We start from the raw sequence: 17,532 nt of genomic DNA, 5'->3' as shown, positions 1-17,532 counted from the left end.
GGTGCGGCCCCCGGGCCCTGCGGGCCGGGTTGGGTTGTTTGCCGCTGCGCGGCGGGCCCTGGACCCCTCAGGCCCCACGGCCCTGCGGGCCGGGCGGCCGGGTTCGCCGCTGTGTGGCGGGGTGTTCGGCTCGCGGGCCGGGTGCGGCCCCCGGGCCTCGCGGCCGGGGTTGTTTGCCGCTGCGCGGCCGGACCCCCCAGGCCCCACGGCCCTGCGGGCCGGGCGGGCGGGTTCGCCGCTGTGTGGCGGGGTGTTCGGCTTGCGGGCCGGGTGCGGCCCCCGGGCCTTGCGGCCGGGGTTGTTTGCCGCTGCGCGGCGGGGCCCCTGGACCCCTCAGGCCCCACGGCCCTGCGGGCCGGGCGGGCGGGTTCGCCGTTGTGTGGCGGGGTGTTCGGCTTGCGGGCCGGGTGCGGGCCCCGGGCCTTGCGGCCGGGCGTTCGGCCTGGCGGGCTGGAGAGACCGGGCCTGCCGCTGTGCGGCGGGTCGTTGGGCCTGCTGGCCGGGTGCGGCCCCCGGGCCCTGCGGGCCGGGGTGGGTTGATTGCCGCTGTGGGGCTGGGCGTTCGGCCTGGCGGGCCAGGGTGGGGTCGCCGCTGTGCGGCGGGGTGTGCGGCTTGCGGGCCGGGGCGGCGCGGTTAGCCGCTGCCCGGCTGCCAGCCTGGGTCCCGGGCCTCGGTAGCCATCGGTCCCCCGGCCCGGCCCGCAGGGCCGAGGGCCCTGGGGGGCCGGGGGCCCCGCCCCCGGTTTCGGGAAGGGGCGGGGTTGGGGGAAAGCACCCCCGGGGTCAGGCCTTGCGGAGGTGGAACGTGAGGGAGAGACCCTCGTCCGTGAACGGGGGGCCGAAACTCGCGTCCGGTGGTGCCGGGGTGAAGTCGAGCGCCAGGACCTCGTCCGAGATCAGCGACGCGTGCGTCGACAGTGCCGTCCGGGTCTCCTCCGTCGTCGTCGACCAGCGGACCGCGATACGGTCCGCGACATCCAGGCCGCTGTTCTTGCGCGCCTCCTGGATCAGCCGGATCGCGTCGCGCGCCAGGCCCGCCAGGCGGAGTTCCGGGGTGATCTCCAGGTCCAGCGCCACCGTCGCGCCCGAGTCGGACGCGACCGACCAGCCCTCGCGGGGCGTCTCCGTGATGATCACCTCGTCCGGTGCCAGCGAGACCGGTTCGCCGTCGACCGTGACCGACGCCGTCCCCTCACGCAGCGCCGCGGACAGCGCCGCAGCGTCCGCGTCCGCGACCGCCTTCGCCACCGCCTGGACACCCTTGCCGAATCGCTTGCCCAGCGCCCGGAAGTTCGCCTTCGCCGTCGTGTCGACCAACGAGCCGCCGACCTCCGAAAGCGCCGCCAGCGACGAGACGTTCAGCTCGTCGGTGATCTGCGCCCGCAGCTCCGGCGACAGCGTCTCGAAGCCCGCCGCCGCGACCAGCGCCCGCGACAGCGGCTGGCGCGTCTTGACGCCCGACTCCGCCCGCGTCGCGCGGCCCAGCTCCACCAGCCGCCGTACCAGCGCCATTTGGCGCGACAGCGCGGGGTCGACCGCCGACAGGTCCGCCTCCGGCCAGGACGACAGATGCACCGACTCCGGTGCCCCGGGCGTGACCGGTACGACCAGGTCCTGCCAGACCCGCTCGGTGATGAACGGGGTGAGCGGCGCCATCAGACGCGTCACCGTCTCGACCACCTCGTGCAGCGTCCGCAGCGCCGACTTGTCGCCCTGCCAGAAGCGGCGGCGTGAGCGGCGTACGTACCAGTTGGACAGGTCGTCGACGAACGCCGACAGCAGCTTGCCGACCCGCTGGGTGTCGTACGCGTCCATCGCCTTCGTGCTCTGGTCCACCAGCGCGTGCAGCTCGCTCAGCAGCCAGCGGTCCAGTACGGACCGCTCCGCCGGCGCCGGGTCGGCCGCGGACGGCGACCAGCCGGACGTGCGCGCGTACAGCGCCTGAAAGGCGACCGTGTTCCAGTACGTCAGCAGCGTCTTGCGGACGACCTCCTGGATCGTCGAGTCACCGACCCGCCGCGCCGCCCACGGCGACCCGCCCGCCGCCATGAACCAACGCACCGCGTCCGCCCCGTGCTTGTCCATCAGCGGGATCGGCTCCAGGGTGTTGCCCAGGTGCTTGGACATCTTCCGGCCGTCCTCGGCGAGGATGTGCCCGAGGCAGACCACGTTCTCGTAGCTCGACTTGTCGAAGACGAGGGTGCCCACGGCCATCAGCGTGTAGAACCACCCGCGCGTCTGGTCGATGGCCTCCGAGATGAACTGCGCCGGGTAGCGCTTCTCGAAGAGGTCCTTGTTCCGGTGCGGGTACCCCCACTGCGCGAACGGCATCGAACCGGAGTCGTACCAGGCGTCGATGACCTCGGGCACGCGCGTCGCGCTCTCCCCGCACGTCGGGCAGGGGAACGTCACCGCGTCGATGAACGGGCGGTGCGGGTCGAGCGACGACTGGTCCTCGCCGCTCAGCTCGGTCAGTTCGGCGCGTGAGCCCACGCAGGTGAGGTGCCCCTCCTCGCACTGCCAGATGGGCAGCGGCGTGCCCCAGTACCGGTTGCGGGACAGGGACCAGTCGACGTTGTTGTCCAGCCAGTCGCCGTAGCGGCCGTGCTTGACCGAGTCCGGGAACCAGTTGGTCTTCTCGTTCTCCGCGAGGAGGCGGTCCTTGACGGCGGTTGTACGGATGTACCAGGACGGCTGCGCGTAGTAGAGGAGGGCCGTGTGGCAGCGCCAGCAGTGCGGATAGCTGTGCTCGTACGGCACATGACGCAGCAGCAGCCCGCGCGCGTCCAGGTCCGCGGTGAGCGCCTCGTCCGCCTTCTTGAAGAAGACACCGCCGACGAGCGGTACCTCCGGCTCGAACGTGCCGTCGGGACGCACCGGGTTGACCACCGGCAGGCCGTACGCCTTGCAGACCACCAGGTCGTCGGCGCCGAACGCGGGGGACTGGTGGACCAGACCCGTACCGTCCTCGGTCGTCACGTACTCCGCGTTGACGACGTAGTGCGCCTCGGTGCCCTCGGGGAAGTCGATGAGCGAGAACGGACGCTCGTACGTCCACCGCTCCATCTCCCGGCCGGTGAACCGCTCGCCCGTCAGCTCCCAGCCCTCGTCGCCGAGCGCCTTCTCCACCAGCGGTTCGGCGACGACGAGCTTCTCGGTGCCGTTCGTCGCGACGACGTAGGTGACATCGGGGTGCGCGGCGACCGCGGTGTTGGACACCAGCGTCCAGGGCGTGGTAGTCCACACGAGCAGCGCCGCCTCGCCCGCGAGCGGGCCCGAGGTCAGCGGGAAGCGGACGAAGACGGACGGGTCGACGATCGTCTCGTAGCCCTGGGCGAGCTCGTGGTCCGACAGGCTCGTCTGGTCGCGCGGGCACCAGGGGGCGACGCGGTGGTCCTGGACGAGCAGCCCTTTGTTGAAGATCTCCTTCAGCGACCACCAGACGGATTCGATGTACTCCGGGTTCATCGTCTGGTACGCGTCGTCCAGATCGACCCAGTACCCCATGCGGGTCGTCAGCTCGGCGAAGGCGTCCGTGTGCCGGGTCACGGACTCGCGGCACTTGTCGTTGAACTCCGCGATGCCGTACTTCTCGATGTCCTGCTTGCCGGTGAAGCCCAGCTCCTTCTCGACGGCGATCTCCACGGGCAGGCCGTGACAGTCCCAGCCGGCCTTGCGCGCGACGTGGTAGCCGCGCATCGTACGGAAGCGCGGGAAGACGTCCTTGAAGACGCGGGCCTCGATGTGGTGCGCGCCGGGCATGCCGTTCGCCGTCGGCGGGCCTTCGTAGAAGACCCACTCGGGGCGGCCCTCCGACCGCTCCAGGCTCTTGTCGAAGACCTTGTTCTCGCGCCAGAAGGCGAGCACGGCGTGCTCCAGCGCGGGCAGGTCGACCTGGGCGGGCACCTGGCTGTACTGCGGTGGCGTCATGGACGAAACTCCTCCAACGGAACTGCGGCATCTCCGTCGGAGGGACGAGAGCCTGCGGCTCCCGCGGTACCACCCTCCTTGGCCCCGGGCGTGGCCGCCCTCGGCCCCCTCATTGGGGTCGCGCTGCCGGGTCTACGGCCCCGCGTACTGCCAGGGCTTTCTTCCGGCGGCTCCGGGGTGATGCTTCACTCCGCGCTCTGCCCCCGGGCTCGCACCGTCCCCGGGTCGCTCATGGCCGCTCTCGGAGCTACTCGTCCCCATCCACGCCTCTCGCTCGGCCCATTGTAAGGCCCCGACGGTGACCCGAATGGTCCGGCGGGCCGAGTGGACTTCCCGGAGTGGCCCGTGCGGCGGATTACCCGGCGGGGAGCTGGGCACAACGGATGGAGGCTCGCCTTGTCACCGGCGGAGGCGGGTCCCACCGGCGGCGTGCCCCGTTGCCGCGTGGCTGGTGTCGATTTATCGTCCCAGCACGACTCGCGTGCAAGATCACAAAATGTGAAGGGGCCGCGGCCATGGTGGCGAAAAAGACCGCCGCGAAGAAGACAGCGGCCAAGAAAGCGGCTGTGAAGAAGTCAGCGGCCGAGAAGGCGGCTGCCAAGAAGACGTCGGCGACCGAGGCACCGGAGCGAGAGACACCGGCGACGCACGCACCGGACGCGGAGGAGACCGCCGCTTCCGAGCCGGAGCACCAGGCACCTGCGAAGAAGACCGCGGCCAGGAAGACGGCGCCTCCTGAGAAGGCCGCCGCCAAGAAGGCCGCGAAAGAGGCCGCGTCCGCGGCCGAGGGGGCGGCCGAGGCCGCGGAACAGACGGGAGCCAAGACGGTGGCAGCGAAGAAGACAGCGGGCAAGGGATCGGCGGCCCCGGGCGCCACGGCGACCGCGGTGCCCCCGGTGCGCGGCACCACACCGGCCGGGGAGCTCCCCGTACGGCCCGGCGAGGACCCGTGGACGGAGGAGGAGGTCGCCGAGGCGCGGACCGGTCTGGAGAGCGAGGCGGCCCGGCTGAACGCCGAGATCTCCTCGTCCGAGCAGGCGCTCGCCGGTCTGATGCGGGACTCCGGCGACGGCGCGGGGGACGACGACGCCGACACCGGCACCAAGAACATCACCCGCGAGCACGAGATGTCCCTCGCCGCGAACGCGCGCGAGATGGTGGAGCAGACGGAGCGGGCGCTGCTGCGCCTCGACGCCGGTACGTACGGCCTCTGCGAGGTCTGCGGGAAGCCGATCGGCAAGGCCAGGATGCAGGCGTTCCCGCGGGCCACGCTGTGTGTCGAGGACAAGCAGAAGCAGGAACGGCGCGGCTGAGGCCGTACGTGGGTGCCGTACCCTCGACCCTAATCGGGATCTAACTTGAGGGACTCACGTGGCAGAGGCGGAGCGCGTCATCGGTACGCCGGATCTTGACGACGAGGGCGCGGCTCCCGCCGTTCCGGTCAGGGGAAAGCGCAAGATCGTCGCGCTCTTCTCCGTGGCATTGGTCGCCTATCTGCTCGACCTCGGCAGCAAGATGCTCGTGGTGGCGAGGCTGGAGCATCACGATCCGATCAATGTCGTCGGCGATCTGCTGAAGTTCGAGGCGGTGCGCAACGCGGGCGCGGCCTTCGGTATTGGCGAGGCGTACACCGTCTTCTTCACGTTCGTCGCGGCGACCGTGATCGTGGTGATCGCGCGGCTGGCCCGCAAGCTCTACAGCGGGCCGTGGGCCGTGGCGCTCGGTCTGCTGCTCGGTGGGGCGCTCGGCAATCTCACCGACCGGATCTTCCGTGAGCCCGGAGTGTTCAAGGGCGCCGTGGTCGACTTCATCGCGCCGGCGAACTTCGCGGTGTTCAATCTCGCCGACTCCGCGATCGTGTGCGGCGGCTTCCTGATCGTGATCCTCTCCTTCCGGGGGCTCGACCCCGACGGGACCGTCCACCGCGACTGAGGCCGGGGCGCTCCGGCCCGGAACCGAGGCTCCGTCCCGGGGCCCGGGAGGCCGTCCGTGGGCGGCCGGGCCGTGCGGGCAAGGCATACTCGACGGGTGAGCACCGTTCCCGATATCCGCACCCTGCCCGTTCCCGACGGCCTCGAAGGTGAGCGCGTCGACGCCGCCATCGCCCGCATGTTCGGGTTTTCCCGTACGAAGGCGGCCGAGCTGGCCGCCGCCGGCAAGGTGCAGGTCGACGGCGCTGTGGTCGCCAAGTCCGAACGGGTCCGCGGCGGCGCCTGGCTGGAGGTCGAGATGCCCGCGCCCGCCGCCCCGGTGCGTGTGGTGGCCGAGCCGGTCGAGGGCATGGAGATCGTGTACGACGACGACGACATCGTCGTGGTCGTCAAGCCCGTCGGCGTGGCAGCGCACCCGAGCCCCGGCTGGACGGGCACGACCGTCATCGGCGGGCTCGCCGCGGCCGGTTACCGCGTCTCGACGTCCGGCGCCGCCGAGCGGCAGGGCGTTGTGCACCGGCTGGATGTCGGCACCTCCGGGCTGATGGCCGTGGCCAAGTCGGAGCGCGCGTACACCTCGCTCAAGGCGCAGTTCAAGGAGCGGACCGTCGACAAGCGCTACCACGCGCTGGTGCAGGGGCATCCGGACCCGATGAGCGGGACCATCGACGCCCCGATCGGGCGGCACCCGAACCATGACTACAAGTTCGCCGTGACCGCCGAGGGCAAGCCCTCCGTCACGCACTACGACCTGATCGAGGCCTTCCGGTCCGCCTCGCTGCTGGACATCAAGCTGGAGACGGGCCGCACGCACCAGATCCGGGTGCACATGGCGGCCCACCGCCACCCGTGCGTGGGCGACCTGACGTACGGCGCCGACCCGACGCTGGCCAAGCGGCTGGGGCTGACCCGGCAGTGGCTGCACGCGATGAGGCTGGGCTTCGAGCATCCGTCGGACGGCCGGTGGGTGGAGTTCGAGAGCACGTACCCGGACGATCTGCAGAACGCGCTGGACAAGGTCCGCGCCGAGAGCAACGTATGACCCTGGGGGATGTCACCGCCGCGGCCGGAGCCGCCGCGGGCCTCGGCGGTCTGGCGTACGAGATTCGGTCCGCGGCCGGCGCGGCCGACCGCGAGGCGTGTTTCGCGGTCCGCAGACAGGTGTTCGTCGCGGAGCAACAGGTGCCCGATGACCTGGAGTTCGACTACCACGACGCTCTCGGCGCCGCCGCCGCGCATGTGCTCGCGGTGCGGGACGACGGGGTGCCGCTCGGCACGTCGAGGCTGCTGTACGGGCCGGAGGCGGCGGACCGGACCGACGGCGATCCCACGGTCGGCTCGCTCGGCCGGCTCGCGGTGGTGAAGGAGGCGCGGGGCCTGCGGGTCGGTGTCGCGCTGGTGAGGGCCGTGGAGGACCTGGCGCGCGAGCGCGGGTTGCTCGTGGTGGATCTGCACGCGCAGACGCGTGCGCTGGGGTTCTACGAGCGGCTGGGTTACGAGGCGTACGGCCCGGAGTACGAGTCCGTGGGGATCCCGCACCGCGGGATGCGCCGCGCGCTGTAGCGGGGGTGCCGGGCCTGTGAGGTGAGCGTGGGCGCGGTCCGCGCGGCAATCGTTAGGAAACTTTCCCAACACTCTTGACGGTGATTGGAAACAACCTTAACTTTCACTCACTTGCTGTCATGCCTCTGACAGTCGATCTCCCGCACCGGACCCCACCCGAAGGGAGCACCACCCCATGTCCCAGCACCCCGTCCCCCACACCCGAGCACGGCGCGGTCGCCGAGCGCTCCTCGCCCTGTCCGCGCTCGGCATCATGACCGCCATGCTGTCCCCCATGAGAGCCGGCGCCGCCACCACGAACACAGGCACCGCCCCCGCGTCCGCCGCGGGTGTGGCCTCGCCCATCAGCGACAACGGCCGGCTCAAGGTCTGTGGCACCCGCCTCTGCAACAGCCAGGGCCAGGCCGTCCAGTTGCGCGGCATGAGCACGCACGGGACCCAGTGGTACTCCCAGTGCGTCACCGACGGCTCGCTCGATGTCCTCGCCAACGAGTGGCGGGCCGATGTGCTGCGCGTCTCCACGTACGTACAGGAGGGCGGCTACGAGACCGACCCCCAGCGATTCACCTCCCTCGCCCAGAAGTTCGTGGACGGCGCGAACCAGCGCGGGATGTACGCGGTCATCGACTGGCACATGCTCAGCCCCGGCGACCCCAACTTCAACCTGGAGCGGGCGAAGACCTTCTTCACCGCGATGGCGAAGAAGTACAAGGACAGCCCCGGTGTCCTCTACGAGATCGCCAACGAGCCGTCCGACGTGAGCTGGGCGACCGTCAAGTCGTACGCCGAGAAGATCATTCCGGTCATCCGGGCGCAGGACCCCGACGCCGTCGTCCTCGTCGGCACGCGCGCCTGGTCCTCGTTCGGCGTCTCCGACGGCGCCGACGAGAAGGAGGTCGTGAACAACCCCGTCAACGCCTCCAACATCATGTACACGTTCCACTTCTACGCCGCGTCGCACCGGGACGAGTACCTGGCCGCGCTCGACCGGGCGTCGGACCGACTGCCCGTCTTCGTCACCGAGTTCGGCACCCAGAACTACGCGGGCGAGGGCGCCAACGACTTCGGCCAGTCGCAGCGCTTCCTCGACCTGATGAAGCGGAAGAACATCTCCTGGACCAACTGGAACTACTCCGACGACCACCGCTCCGGAGCCGTCTTCAAGGAAGGCTCCTGCAACGCCGGCAACTTCTCGGGTACCGGTGTGCTCAAGGAGGCCGGGGTCTGGATCCGCGACCGGATCCGCGAGTAGCGACGGCCGCGCGCGGGTGAAGCCCGCGCGCACCGCCGGAACGTCTCCTCGCGGCCCGTAAGCGGGCCGCGAGGAGCACCGCGTCGCCACAGCCTCGCCGGCTTCGGAGTCCACGCGTGGCAGGGTTGAGAGGCCTTGATCGTCAGGGCTCACGACTCCGGAGGGCGCACCGTGGCCCAGTTGGCGCTGCTGCTCGTGCTGTTGCTGGGCGCCGTGGTGACGGTGCCGCTGGGGGAGCGGCTCAACCTGCCGCCGCCCGTGCTGATGACCATCTTCGGGATCGTCCTGGCGCTGCTGCCCTTCGTACCGAACGTCGACGTGCCGCCGGACCTCATCCTCCCGCTTCTGCTGCCGCCCCTGCTCTACGCGGCCGTACAGCGCACCTCCTGGCGGCAGTTCACCGCCAACGTGCGGCCGATCCTGCTGCTCGCCGTGGCGCTGGTCCTCGTCACCATGGCGACGGTGGCGAGCGTGGCCAACTCCGTCGTCCCCGGAGTGCCGATCGCCGCCGCGTTCGTCCTCGGCGCACTCGTCGCGCCGCCGGACCCGGTCGCCGCGACCGCCGTCGCCGGCTCGCTCGGACTGCCCCGGAGGCTCGTCTCCATCCTGGAGGGCGAGGGGCTGTTCAACGACGTCACCGCGATCGTGCTCTACCACGTGGCCATCGGCGCGGTGGTCGGCGGCAGCTTCTCCTGGCCGGGGGCGGCCGGGACGCTCGTGCTCTCCGCCGTCGTCGCGATCGCCGTGGGAGTGGCCCTCGGGTGGCTCTCCAACAAGCTCATGGCGCTGCTCGGCGACGCGCCCCTCCAGGTCGGTCTCACCCTCCTGGTGCCCTTCGTCAGCTATGTCATCGCCGAGGAACTGCACGGCTCCGGTGTCCTCGCCGTCCTGACCACCGCCCTCTTCCTCGCCGAGCACTCCGCCGACGCCGACGACGTGATGGGACGGCTGGCCGGGAACACCTTCTGGGAGATCATCGACATCCTCGTCACCGGCATCGCCTTCGGCCTCGTCGGGCTCGAACTCCACAACGCCCTCGGTGCGGCCGAGGGCCACACGGGGCAGATGCTCGCCTGGTCGGGCGCCGTCGTCGGGGTCGTGGTCCTCGTACGGCTGGTGTGGCTGCTCCCGGCGGTGTGGGTCACCAAACGGCTGCACAAACTCCGGGACTACGACGAGGAGATCCCGGTCAGCTGGCGGGAGACCGTCGTCATGTGGTGGGCCGGGATGCGCGGGGTGGCCTCGGTCGCGCTGGCGCTGGCCATCCCGCTGGAGACCGACGACGGGTCACCCTTCCCCGGCCGCGACACGATCATCTTCATCGCCTTCGCCGTCATCATGACGACGCTCGTCTTCCAGGGACTCACCCTGCCGTGGCTGGTTAAGGTCCTCGGCGTACGCGCCGACACCGAGGCCGAACGCGGCTTCGAGCACGAGCTGGCCGTCCGCGCCGCCAAGGCGGCCAAGCGCCGCCTCAAGGAGATCGAGGAGGTCGAGGACCTGCCCGAGGAGCTGAGCGAGCGGCTGGCGCGCGGGGCGTACGACATCGGGGCGCGCATCAGCCCGGACGTGGTCGACGAGGAGCGGCGCGACTGGTTCGCCAAGCGCGGACAGCGGATCAGGACCACGCAGCGGATCCAGCGCGAGATGATGTCGGCGGCCCGGCACGAGGTCCTGGCGGCGCGCGGCGAACCCAACGCGAATCCGGAAGTGGTGGACCGGGTGCTCAGATATCTGGACGTACGCAGCCTGCGCTGAACGCGGCGACCGGCGGTTCCGCGGGACCTGACGCGACCTGCCCGACCTGCCGAATTCGCCTGACCCGCCGTCAGCCCCGGCCCGCGCGCGGGTCCCCGTCGGCGTTCTCCGTCAGCGCCGGGTCGGGCTCGTGGTGCGGTCCGGCATCGCCCGCCGCGCCGTTCCTCCCCGGGGCCGGGAGCACCGCGGCCCGCGCGGTCGCGATCCGCGGCAGCGCGTACGGATGCTCAGCGGCCAGCCATGCGATCAGCTGCTCCCGTACGGTGCAGCGCGCCGTCCAGATGTCGTCCGCGTCCTTCGCGGTGACGACGGCCCGCACCTCGATGGTGCTCGGGGTGGTGTCGGTGACGGCCAGACTCCAGTCGCGGCCGTCCCAGGCCGCGCAGTCCTGAAGGATCTCGTGCAGCTTCTCGCGCATCAGCTTCACCGGCGCGGAGTGGTCGAGCTGGAGGAAGACGGTGCCGGTCATCTGGACCCCGCCGCGCGACCAGTTCTCGAACGGCTTGCTCGTGAAGTACGACACCGGCATCGTGATCCGGCGCTCGTCCCAGGTGCGTACCGCGAGGAACGTGAGCGTGACCTCCTCCACCACACCCCACTCGCCGTCCACCACGACCGTGTCGCCGAGCCGCACCATGTCGCCGAAGGCGATCTGGAATCCGGCGAAGAGATTGCCGAGCGTGGATTGCGCCGCGACGCCCGCGACGATGCCGATGATGCCTGCGGAGGCGAGCATCGACGTACCGATGGTCCGCATGCTCGGGAAGGTGAGCAGGATCGCGGCGACCGCCACCACGACGACCACCGCCGTCACGATCCGCATGATGAGCGTGACCTGCGTACGGACCCGGCGGACCTTCGCCAGGTCGCGGGCCGACGTCGCGTAGCGGGCGTACGTCGACTCCACGACGGCCGACACGATGCGCACGACCAGCCAGGCACCGGCACCGATCAGGACCAGCGTCAGCACGCGGCCGACACCGGTCTCGTGGTTCTCGACGGCCGCCCAGCGCGTCTCGCCGTACGTGGCGAACAGCAGCACGGTGAGGACGACGACCTGGAGCGGCAGCCGGCAGCGCCGGAGCAGCCCCCACAGCGGGGTCTCGGCGTGCCGGGCGTCCGCGCGGCGCAGCATCAGGTCGACGGCCCAGCCGAGCAGCAGAGTCAGGACGACAGCGCCACCCAGCACGGTCAACGGTCGCAGTACGTTCTCCATGGCTCCGGATTCGGACGAGGGGGCCCACCTGGCAGGATGGGCGGATGGACGTCGTTCTCTTTCATTCGGCCCACGGCCTGCGCCCGGCGGTGCACGCGGGAGCCGAACGGCTGCGCGCTGCCGGACACCACGTGCACGTGCCCGACCTCTTCGAGGGCCAAACCGCCGAGACGGTCGAGGAGGGCAGGGCGCTCAAGGACAAGATCGGTTCCGACGAGCTGCTGAGGCGCGCCGTCCTCGCCGTGGCCCCCTACTCGGAACGCGGTCTGGTGTACGCGGGATTCTCCTTCGGCGGGTCCGTCGCGCAGACGCTCGCGCTGGGGGACTCGAAGGCCCGCGGGCTGCTGCTGATGCACGGCACGTCGGACATCGCCGCGAACGCGTCGGTGGACGACCTGCCCGTACAGCTGCATGTCGCCGACCCGGACGTGGCCGAGCCGCACGACTGGCTGAACACCTGGTACCTGCGCATGCGGGAGATCGGGGCGGACGTGGAGATCTACCGGTACCCGGGCGTCGGGCACCTCTACACCGACGTGGACCTGCCGGACTACGACGAGCCGGCGGCGGAGCAGACCTGGGCCACGGGGCTGGCGTTCATCGAGTCGCTGGCCTAGCACGCGGAGTCGGTGTTGGTCCGTCAGCCGCGGGTGCAGCGGCCCGTGGTGCGCCCGCCGGTGGCCGGGCCGCACAGATACATGCTGTCGGTCGCCTCGTCGCTGATGTAGCGGCCGACGCAGGCGCCGTTCGTGTCCAGACCGCGGGTGCGGCACCAGTCGACGGCGTGCTCGCCGCTGTTGAAGCCGGAGACGTAGAACATCCAGTAGCCCGGCCTCAGCGAGGCATGGTCGTCGCTGTCCAGATAGCGCGCGTTGGCGATGCCCCTGTCGCGCAGGGCGGCGGCCTGTTTGTCGCGGGCGGCGGTGCCCGCGGACTTCTCGGTGGAGGCGAGCTGGGCGACCCAGTTGCCGGTCAGGTCGTCGCCGGACGGTTCGTCGTCGTCGCTGTCCTCGTCCCCCGTCTCGCTGTCGACCGCGGCGGAAGGCGTCGGCGAGGGCGACTTCACGTCGGGGCTCCGCGGGTCCGTCGACGCCCCGGGGGACTTCCCGGCGGACGGTGAGCCGGAATCGTCCTGGAGCGAGATGGCCAGCGCGGTCGCCGCCACGAGCGCGACGGCCACGGCGACGGCCGCGACGACCATCGGCGTACGGCCGCTCCGCGCGGGGGGAGCCGGCCGGTGCCGCGTGGTGACCCCGTCGTCCGCCACGGGGTGCGAGCCGCCGGACCGGGCGAGCGCCACCCGGGGATCCGGGACCGGAGCCCGGGGCGGCGCGGGGGCGATGAGGGTCGGCAGCTCCCAGTGCGGTGTCACGCCCGCCTCGACCTGGGCCAGCATCCGATCCAGCTGGGCGGCGTCGGGCCGCGCGGCCGGGTCGCGTACCAGCAGCGCGTTCAGTACGGGGGTGAGGGGCCCGGACCGTACGGGCGGCGGAACGGGCTCGTCCAGTACGGCGGCGAGCGTGGCCAGGGTCGTGGCACGGCGCAGCGGACTGACGCCCTCCACACAGACGTACAGCGTCACCCCCAGCGACCACAGGTCGGACGCGGGGTCGTCGCCGTGGCCGCGAATGCGCTCCGGGGCGAAGTACTCGGGCGAGCCGACCAGTTCGCCGGTCGCCGTGAGGGAGGTCGAGCCCTGGAGGGCCGCGATGCCGAAGTCGGTGAGCACCGCGCCGCCGTCCTCGCGCAGCATGACGTTCGCGGGCTTCACGTCGCGGTGCTGGATGCCGACCGCGTGAGCGGCCCGCAGTCCTGCCAGCACCTGGCGGCCGATCCTGGCGGCGTCCACGGGCGGCAGCGCGCCCCGCGCGAGCCGGTCCATGAGCGTGTCGCCGGGCAGCAGCTCCATCACGATCCACGGATGCGGCCCGACGTCCACGATGTGATGGATCGTCACCACATGCGGGTGGCTGATCCTCGCCAGCGCCCGTGCCTCGCGCAGCACCCGCTCACGCGGCACATGGGCGCTCTGGGGCGTGGCCGCCGTCATCGCGGGGTCGGGGGAGCGGACCTCCTTCAGCGCCACCTCGCGATGGAGCACGGCGTCACGTGCCCGCCACACCGTGCCCATACCGCCGCTGCCGAGCCGTTCCAGCAGCTCGAACCGCCCGTCGATGATCCTGTTCTCGGTGCCCCCGGTCATGCGGGTCAGCGTACGGGCCACGGTGGGGTGGCCCGTACGCTGACTCCTCGGCTCAGCTCCGGTGACCCGGTGCCGTCACGCGGCCAGGGCCTTGGTGACCGCCGCGGTGAAGTCCGGCGCCGTCAGCGGGGCGTTCTCGCTGCCCTCCGCGGTGACCGTCTTCCCGTCCATGCGGAGCGTCGGGGTGCCCTGGACGCCGCTGCTGTCGAACGTCGCCGACATCTTCATCGCCCAGGCGTCGAACGTGCCGCTTTCGACGTTCTTCTTGAACGCCGCGTTGCCCTTGAGGCCGTCGACCGAGTCGGCGATCTTCAGCAGGGCGCTGTCGTCGGCGAACTTGTCGTCGCTCTCGCTGGGGTGGTTCTGCGCCGAGTAGAGCGCGGCCTTGTACGCCGAGAACGCCTCGGGGCTCACATCGAGCGCGGCGCCCAGCGCGGACAGCGCGTTCTTCGAGCCCTCGCCGTTGTCCGAGTTGTCGATGAACGTGGCGCCGACGTACTTGACCTTGTACTTGCCCGCGTCGACGTCTTTCTGGATCGTGGCGCCGACATGCTGCTCGAACGTCGCGCAGATCGGGCAGCGGGAGTCCTCGTACAGCTCCAGGGTCTTCTTCGCCTCGGGCTTGCCGATGACGACGGTCGTGCCGTTCGTGCCGGAGGTGTGCTTCGGCGCGGTGACGTTCGTCGCGTCCTTGGCCGCCTCCCACTGCGAGGGCTTGTTCGCCTGGACGACCCCGAAGCCGACACCGCCGGCGATCGCCAGGATCGCGACGGTGGATCCGGCGACGACGAGCTGGCGGCGGGTGCGGTCCTTCTTCGCCTGCCGCTCGCGCTGCTCGCGCAGCTTCTCGCGGGCGGCGGCCTTGTTGGCGTTGCTGTTGCGTGCGCTCATGACTGGTCTACTCCGTGTGGGGTCGAACGAGACGCGCGGGCGCGAAGAGACGCGCGCCGGCACGCGGGGGACGGACGGCGGCCGGAGACGGCTGCCGACGTGGTGCTAGGGGGTGTCTTGTCGGTCAGGCCGGATCAGTGAGCGGGGTCTGGTGCGTGTGATCGCAAGGCGGAGGAGGGAGACGACGCGGAGGGGGTACCTCCCGTGCCCCCTTGGGGGCTACGGGGGAGTCGGCGACCGACGACAACGCGGCGAGCGCGCGTGCCAGGGACCGCGAGCCCGGCAAGATCGGCAAGACACTCCCTAGGCCGGGAGAAGGGCCGAGCGAGGTGGTCCCCGTCGTCCGACGGAGTGCGCGCACAGGCGCGTACGGGAGGTGTGCGGGCGGGTGGCGGGGCGCGGGAAGCGCCGTACCGTACGGCGGACCGTGCCGGCCACCGCGACGGCGACCAGCAGCGGCCGGAAGGCGAAACCGGCGAGCGCCCGGACCAGGCCCGCCAGGGCGGCCTCGCCCCGCCGCAGCCAGAGCGCGGCGAGCAGACCGATCGCGACATGGGTGGCGAGCAGCAGCCACGGGAGTGCGGGATCGGGCGAGCCGAGCAGGGTGGCCGCCGCGCTCTCGGGCGAGGCGACCGACGAGACGCCGGGCAGCGGGGAGCCGAAGCTGCCGCCGCACAGGACGTCGAGGCCGACGGAGCGCAGGGGGCCTGCGACGGGTCCGCCGGCGGCGCCGTAACAGACGTTCTGGCCGGTGGTGAAGATGGTGTCCGCGGCCAGTTCGAGCGGGACGAGCAGGGCCGCTATGCGCCAGAAGCCCCGCTCGCGGCCCGCCAGGGCGTACGAGACGGGGAACACGACGGCGCACAGGACGGCGACGACGGACAGGGGCAGCGGGGCCCGCGACAGCAGGACATGGGAACCGGCGGACAGCGTCACGGCCAGTGCCGTGAACAATGCCGCCCGCAGCGCCCTGAGCCGTGCCGCCGATATGTCCATCGTCGCCGAGTGTGCCACGAGAACCCGTAAGGGGTCCCTAAGGCCGCCGTCGCCCTGGGCGGGGTCAGCCGCCGGCGAGCTGTCCGTTGCGGAAGAGGTCCACGAAGATCTGGTGGTCCGCGCGGGCCCGTGCCCCGTAGCTGTGGGCGAATTCCACCAGCAGCTCGGAGAAGCCCTCCTCGTCCGCCGCGATCGCCGCGTCGATGGCCCGCTCCGTGTTGAACGGCACCAGTGAGTGGCCGCTCTCGTCGTCCGCCGCTCCGTGCATCGTCGCCGTCGCGCGGCCGAGGTCGGCGACGACGGCGGCGATCTCGGCCGGGTCGTCGATGTCCGACCAGTCGAGATCGACCGCGTACGGGGAGACCTCGGCGACCAGCTGGCCCGCGCCGTCCAGCTCGGTCCAGCCGAGCCACGGGTCGGCGTGCGCCTGGAGCGCGCGCTGCGAGATCACCGTGCGATGGCCCTCGTGCTGGAAGTAGCCGCGCACCCGCTCGTCGGTGATGTGCCGGGAGACGGCGGGGGTCTGCGCCTGCTTGAGATAGATCACGACGTCGTTCTCCAGGGCGTCGCTGTTGCCCTCCAGCAGGATGTTGTACGAGGGCAGGCCGGCCGAGCCGATGCCGACGCCGCGCCGCCCCACGACGTCCTTCACCCGGTAGGAGTCGGGGCGGGTCAGGCTGGACTCCGGCAGGGTCTCCAGATAGCCGTCGAAGGCCGCCAGGACCTTGTAGCGGGTGGCCGCGTCCAGCTCGATGGAGCCGCCGCCCGGGGCGAAGCGGCGCTCGAAGTCACGGATCTCGGTCATCGAGTCGAGCAGCCCGAAGCGGGTCAGCGAGCGGGCGTCGCGGAGCGCGTCGAGCAGCGGTCCTGTCGCCGTGTCCAGGGTGAACGGCGGCACCTCGTCGTTCTTCGCGCCCGTGGCCAGCGCGTGGATCCGCTCGCGGTAGGCGGCGGCGTAGATCCGGACCAGCTCGCTGATCTGGTCGTCGCTGAGGGCCTTCGTGTAGCCGATCAGCGCCAGCGAGGCGGCCAGGCGCTTGAGGTCCCAGGTGAACGGTCCTACATAGGCCTCGTCGAAGTCGTTGACGTTGAAGATCAGCCGGCCGTTCGCGTCCATGTACGTGCCGAAGTTCTCGGCGTGCAGATCGCCGTGGATCCAGACCCGGCCGGTGCGCTCGTCCACGTACGGCCCGCCGTGCTGCTCCCGCTCCAGGTCGTTGTAGAACAGGGACGCCGTGCCTCGGTAGAAGGCGAAGGCGGAGGCGGCCATCTTGCGGAATTTGACCTGGAAGGCCGCCGGATCAGCGGCGAGCAGGGCACCGAAGGCGGTGCCGAACACGGAGAGGATCTCCTCCCCTCGCTGCTGGTCAGCGGCTTCGACCGGGCGCGGGACCGACATCGGTGGTGCCTCCTGGAACATGACGAACTGGGCGGATGAACTGACACGCCACCCGCCTCGGGCGACGGCGCCGTCAGTACTGGCAACGCACGAACGTACCGGTGCGTGCCCGTTCCGCGCCGGTCGACCCGGAGGTTCGTGACGCCCGGTCCGGACTCCTCGGGACATCGCCAGGACGCGCTTCGATTGTCAGTGGGCGGTCGTAGACTTCGGGGCTGTCCCCCCGGGGGCAGCCCGTCGCTCGTCCGCTCGTTCGCTGGAGGCCTCAGCCGTGACCAAGCCGCCGTTCACGCACCTGCATGTGCACACGCAGTACTCGTTGCTGGATGGTGCGGCGCGGTTGGGGGACATGTTCAAGGCGTGCGATGAGATGGGGATGTCTCATATCGCGAT

Annotated in this window: 14 protein-coding genes; 8 read left to right on the top strand and 6 right to left on the bottom strand. The window is 71.2% G+C overall.

The genetic code is table 11. The features are described from left to right. Positions 1 to 783: 783 nt before the first annotated feature. Positions 784 to 3,930 (bottom strand): isoleucine--tRNA ligase, encoded by a 3,147-nt coding sequence (gene ileS / locus ACFWV8_RS36710; RefSeq protein ID WP_384214595.1) that lies wholly within the window; start codon positions 3,928 to 3,930, stop codon positions 784 to 786. A gap of 515 nt (positions 3,931 to 4,445) precedes the next feature. Here ileS and ACFWV8_RS36705 point away from each other — a divergent pair. From ACFWV8_RS36705 to ACFWV8_RS36680, 6 genes are all read left to right on the top strand, one after another. After that, on the top strand, positions 4,446 to 5,243 hold the full coding sequence (locus tag ACFWV8_RS36705) for a TraR/DksA family transcriptional regulator (protein ID WP_384214593.1): 798 nt from the start codon (positions 4,446 to 4,448) through the stop codon (positions 5,241 to 5,243). 58 nt (positions 5,244 to 5,301) lie between these two features. After that, positions 5,302 to 5,862, top strand: a complete 561-nt coding sequence (lspA, locus tag ACFWV8_RS36700; protein ID WP_384214591.1) for a signal peptidase II — start codon at positions 5,302 to 5,304, stop codon at positions 5,860 to 5,862. Between the two features lie 96 nt (positions 5,863 to 5,958). Further along, complete coding sequence (locus ACFWV8_RS36695) at positions 5,959 to 6,903, top strand: RluA family pseudouridine synthase (RefSeq protein WP_329388895.1); 945 nt, start codon at positions 5,959 to 5,961, stop codon at positions 6,901 to 6,903. Beyond that, entirely contained in the window at positions 6,900 to 7,424 is a 525-nt protein-coding gene (locus tag ACFWV8_RS36690; RefSeq protein WP_384214589.1) for a GNAT family N-acetyltransferase, read from the top strand. The genes ACFWV8_RS36695 and ACFWV8_RS36690 overlap by 4 nt, the downstream gene beginning before the upstream one ends. Before the next feature lie 175 nt (positions 7,425 to 7,599). Then, the gene (locus tag ACFWV8_RS36685) at positions 7,600 to 8,676 is read left to right on the top strand and encodes a glycoside hydrolase family 5 protein (RefSeq protein ID WP_384214587.1); all 1,077 of its coding nucleotides are present in this window, start codon (positions 7,600 to 7,602) and stop codon (positions 8,674 to 8,676) included. Positions 8,677 to 8,847: 171 nt separating this feature from the next. After that, on the top strand, positions 8,848 to 10,434 hold the full coding sequence (locus tag ACFWV8_RS36680) for a Na+/H+ antiporter (RefSeq protein WP_384214585.1): 1,587 nt from the start codon (positions 8,848 to 8,850) through the stop codon (positions 10,432 to 10,434). 70 nt (positions 10,435 to 10,504) lie between these two features. Here the strand turns inward: ACFWV8_RS36680 and ACFWV8_RS36675 are convergent, their stop codons facing one another. Continuing rightward, positions 10,505 to 11,650, bottom strand: a complete 1,146-nt coding sequence (locus ACFWV8_RS36675; RefSeq protein ID WP_384214583.1) for a mechanosensitive ion channel family protein — start codon at positions 11,648 to 11,650, stop codon at positions 10,505 to 10,507. A gap of 44 nt (positions 11,651 to 11,694) precedes the next feature. Between ACFWV8_RS36675 and ACFWV8_RS36670 the strand changes: the two genes are divergently transcribed. After that, positions 11,695 to 12,267, top strand: a complete 573-nt coding sequence (locus ACFWV8_RS36670; RefSeq protein WP_384214581.1) for a dienelactone hydrolase family protein — start codon at positions 11,695 to 11,697, stop codon at positions 12,265 to 12,267. A 23-nt stretch (positions 12,268 to 12,290) separates the two neighbouring features. Here the strand turns inward: ACFWV8_RS36670 and ACFWV8_RS36665 are convergent, their stop codons facing one another. The 4 genes from ACFWV8_RS36665 to ACFWV8_RS36650 form a co-directional block, all read right to left on the bottom strand. After that, positions 12,291 to 13,853 carry a serine/threonine-protein kinase gene (locus ACFWV8_RS36665; protein ID WP_384214579.1) on the bottom strand — a complete coding sequence of 521 codons (1,563 nt, stop codon included), beginning with the start codon at positions 13,851 to 13,853 and terminating at the stop codon, positions 12,291 to 12,293. Positions 13,854 to 13,928: 75 nt separating this feature from the next. Then, entirely contained in the window at positions 13,929 to 14,744 is an 816-nt protein-coding gene (locus ACFWV8_RS36660; protein ID WP_384214577.1) for a DsbA family protein, read from the bottom strand. A gap of 303 nt (positions 14,745 to 15,047) precedes the next feature. Further along, entirely contained in the window at positions 15,048 to 15,740 is a 693-nt protein-coding gene (locus tag ACFWV8_RS36655) for a hypothetical protein (protein WP_384214575.1), read from the bottom strand. A gap of 64 nt (positions 15,741 to 15,804) precedes the next feature. Beyond that, positions 15,805 to 17,139 (bottom strand): DUF2252 domain-containing protein, encoded by a 1,335-nt coding sequence (locus tag ACFWV8_RS36650; protein ID WP_384214573.1) that lies wholly within the window; start codon positions 17,137 to 17,139, stop codon positions 15,805 to 15,807. 271 nt (positions 17,140 to 17,410) lie between these two features. On the opposite strand from ACFWV8_RS36650, the gene ACFWV8_RS36645 reads away from it, so the two are divergent. Then, positions 17,411 to 17,532, top strand: a 122-nt coding sequence (locus tag ACFWV8_RS36645; RefSeq protein ID WP_384214597.1) for a PHP domain-containing protein, incomplete at its 3' end; no start/stop codon positions are given.

The organism is Streptomyces sp. NPDC058665, from assembly GCF_042714995.1.
Lineage (GTDB): Bacteria > Actinomycetota > Actinomycetes > Streptomycetales > Streptomycetaceae > Streptomyces.
This window is presented reverse-complemented; position numbering and strand designations above follow the sequence as displayed.

Coding starts and splice junctions, on each gene's coding strand:
- ACFWV8_RS36675 (WP_384214583.1), bottom strand. CDS start 11,650: ATGGAGAACGTACTGCGACCGTTGACCGTGCTGGGTGGCGCTGTCGTC.
- ACFWV8_RS36690 (WP_384214589.1), top strand. CDS start 6,900: ATGACCCTGGGGGATGTCACCGCCGCGGCCGGAGCCGCCGCGGGCCTC.
- ACFWV8_RS36655 (WP_384214575.1), bottom strand. CDS start 15,740: ATGGACATATCGGCGGCACGGCTCAGGGCGCTGCGGGCGGCATTGTTC.
- ileS (WP_384214595.1), bottom strand. CDS start 3,930: ATGACGCCACCGCAGTACAGCCAGGTGCCCGCCCAGGTCGACCTGCCC.
- ACFWV8_RS36705 (WP_384214593.1), top strand. CDS start 4,446: ATGGTGGCGAAAAAGACCGCCGCGAAGAAGACAGCGGCCAAGAAAGCG.
- ACFWV8_RS36650 (WP_384214573.1), bottom strand. CDS start 17,139: ATGTCGGTCCCGCGCCCGGTCGAAGCCGCTGACCAGCAGCGAGGGGAG.
- ACFWV8_RS36665 (WP_384214579.1), bottom strand. CDS start 13,853: ATGACCGGGGGCACCGAGAACAGGATCATCGACGGGCGGTTCGAGCTG.
- ACFWV8_RS36660 (WP_384214577.1), bottom strand. CDS start 14,744: ATGAGCGCACGCAACAGCAACGCCAACAAGGCCGCCGCCCGCGAGAAG.
- ACFWV8_RS36670 (WP_384214581.1), top strand. CDS start 11,695: ATGGACGTCGTTCTCTTTCATTCGGCCCACGGCCTGCGCCCGGCGGTG.
- ACFWV8_RS36685 (WP_384214587.1), top strand. CDS start 7,600: ATGTCCCAGCACCCCGTCCCCCACACCCGAGCACGGCGCGGTCGCCGA.